This window comes from Myxococcus sp. AS-1-15 (assembly GCF_020037055.1).
GTDB classification, from domain to species: domain Bacteria; phylum Myxococcota; class Myxococcia; order Myxococcales; family Myxococcaceae; genus Myxococcus; species Myxococcus fulvus.
Genome location: NZ_JAIQDF010000056.1, coordinates 1 through 1,994 on the forward strand (window position 1 = coordinate 1; position 1,994 = coordinate 1,994).

Below are 1,994 nucleotides of genomic sequence, written 5' to 3' on the forward strand. Positions count from 1 at the left end.
CATGGTGCGTCCTGAAGGACGAGAAAGAGGAGCACGTCCATGCTCCACCAGACCTGCGGGTGAGAGTCCCGTCCGGGTAGACACCGGAGTGCCCGGTAGCAGGCCCCAGCCGGTCGCCGAGAGGCGGCAGGCCACAGCGGGGCGTCAAAAGCCTCCGACAGGGAGGGAGCAAGAGCACGGGCCGCAACATGAAGTGAAGCCTGCCGCCTCGACAGAGACACAATGGGAGAGCCGAGCCGAGCATGTCACGGTGAAGGCCAGGTCCGCTGCGGACGAGTCCGGGTGTGAAGCAGCGGAACTCCCCGGGGTATGGGGCGCGGCACGTGTTCAAGGAGTGGTGGGGAACAGGAGAGACCCGACTGCGCAGCCGTCGTCGCGGCAGGGCCCCGCGTATAAGCCGAAGGCGAAAGCGAGGGGAGTGCAGCGGGAGTCCGAGGGGGCCGTAGTACCGATGAGGGGCGTGCAGGACAACGCGCCCGGAGGGAAGGGCCCCTGCTTGAGTGGTGCTTGGGTGGGAGGTAAGAGCGAGGGCATGAGCCGCCACGGCGGCTCCAATCTCCCCGGTGGACCAGAGTCCACCGACAAAGTTCGACGACTCCAGCGCAAGCTCTTCGTGGCAGCCAAGCGGTGCAAGGAGCGCCGTTTCCATGCGCTGTATGACCGAGTCCACCGGAGTGACGTCCTGTGGGAAGCGTGGGAGCGGGTTCGACGCAACAAGGGCGCGGCTGGCGTGGATGGAGTCACGCTGGCGGCGGTGGAGCGGTACGGCGCGCAGCGGCTGGTAGAGGAGCTGGGCGAGGTGCTGCGAGCAGGAGCGTACAGGCCGCCCGCGGTACTGAGGCGGTACATCCCCAAGGCGGACGGGAAGCGAAGGCCGCTGGGCATTCCGACGGTGAAGGACCGCATCGTGCAGATGGCGGTGAAGTTGGTGCTGGAGCCGGTATTCGAGGCGGACTTCCTGCCGTCCTCGTATGGCTTCCGGCCTCGCCGAAGCGCGTTGCAGGCCCTGGAGCGCATCCGGGAGGTAGTCAATGCCGGATGTCGCCACGTGCTCGACGCGGATATCCGCGATTACTTCGGCAGCATCGAGCATGAGCTGCTGATGGAGCGGGTGGAGCGACGGGTGTCGGACCGCAGGGTGCTCAAGCTGCTGAGGCAGTGGCTGAGTGCGGGAGTGGTAGAAGAGGGCCGGTACTCCGAGACGGTCTCGGGGACGCCGCAGGGCGGAGTGGTTTCTCCGTTGCTCTCCAACATCTACCTGCACTTCTTCGACAGCGTGTGGCAGCGACAGTGCGCGCGGGTAGGCGAGCTGGTGCGCTACGCGGATGACTTCGTGGTGCTGTGCAAAAGCCGCGAAGCTGTCGAGGAGGCTGAACGAAGAGTGCGAATCATCTTCGAGAGGCTGAAGCTACGACTGCATCCGGAGAAGACGCGGCGAGTGGAACTCACCGAGGGCAAGGAAGGCTTCGACTTCCTGGGCTGTCACCTGCATCAACGCATGTCGGGCAAGCTGCTGGAGGAGCGTGGCCTCAAGCGCTACTACCTGCACAGATGGCCGTCAGCGCGGAGCATGAAGCGGGTGAGGGCCCGGGTGAAGGAGCTGACGAGTCGTCAGCGGTACGGGGTGAAGGACGTGCGAGTCATCATCGCCGACCTGAATCCGGTGCTGCGAGGGTGGGGCAACTACTTCCGCAGCGGGAATGCAGCCCGGAAGTTCAATCAGCTCGACTCCTACGTGTGCAGGCGGCTGCACCAGTTCATGGTGAAGCGCAGGGGAAGGAACCTGCGAGCCGGACAGGCTCACGAGTGGAATCGGGAATGGTTCTGGGGACAGGGGCTCCACCGATTGCGTGGGACGATTCGTTACCCGAAACCGTGCATGCTGCACGACAACACTCTCGTTAAGCCGTATGCGGGAAAACCGCACGTACGGTTTGAAAGGAGGCGGGTGGAAACGGGCCGCTGACCGGTACCGCGCCACCCATCTACCAATG

The 1,994-nt window shown here is 64.8% G+C and carries 1 protein-coding gene; it reads left to right on the forward strand.

What is annotated here, in order from left to right:
• Window positions 1-532: 532 nt before the first annotated feature.
• Window positions 533-1,966 (forward strand): group II intron reverse transcriptase/maturase, encoded by a 1,434-nt coding sequence (gene ltrA / locus K8625_RS43440; protein ID WP_223786090.1) that lies wholly within the window; start codon window positions 533-535, stop codon window positions 1,964-1,966.
• The last annotated feature ends 28 nt before the right edge of the window (window positions 1,967-1,994 follow it).